The sequence below is a fragment of the Thermococcus sp. GR5 genome, from assembly GCF_012027535.1.
Taxonomy (GTDB): domain Archaea; phylum Methanobacteriota_B; class Thermococci; order Thermococcales; family Thermococcaceae; genus Thermococcus; species Thermococcus onnurineus.
In genome coordinates this window covers 1-502 of sequence record NZ_SNUN01000021.1, presented here as the reverse complement: position 1 = coordinate 502, position 502 = coordinate 1, and the positions used below count along the sequence as shown (strand labels likewise).

The 502-nt window shown below is 34.1% G+C and carries 1 protein-coding gene; it reads right to left on the bottom strand.

Features of this window, described 5'->3' with window-relative positions; all coding sequences use genetic code 11:
• On the bottom strand, positions 1-502 hold a 502-nt coding region (locus tag E3E33_RS10690; protein ID WP_167731692.1), incomplete at both ends, for a hypothetical protein.

Below are 502 nucleotides of genomic sequence, written 5' to 3'. Positions count from 1 at the left end.
TATTTGTACCTCCTTTTTGCTTCTCTCAAAAGTGAATTCTCAGGCACCTTTGAGACTGCAACGATACAGTACTTGATGGCCTCATTAAGAGACATATCTACACTCAACATTGGGATGTCCTGATCAAACTCCTTGCAGATATCCACAATTGCTAACAATACCCTAAACTGGTCATATTTTCGTTTGTATGCTTTCTTTAGTATCTTCTCGATATCATCCATAATGTTTGGATCATTTTTTGCTTTAATACACAAATATAATGTTTTTTTGACCCACACAGAAAAAGACTTCCTATTTTCTTTGGGTTGTTTTTTCAGATTTTTAGAACCCGATTTGTAGTTATTGATCCATTCTCTTAATTTTTGAAGCCTGATCTCAGGAGTATCAGTATCTACACTTTTTACGATTTCAGTTGCACCTGCCAATGCATATAATGTTTTATATAGTGTTTCTTGGATATCTATCAAGTTTGAAATTATATTGAGAGCTTCCCTCCTTCTTA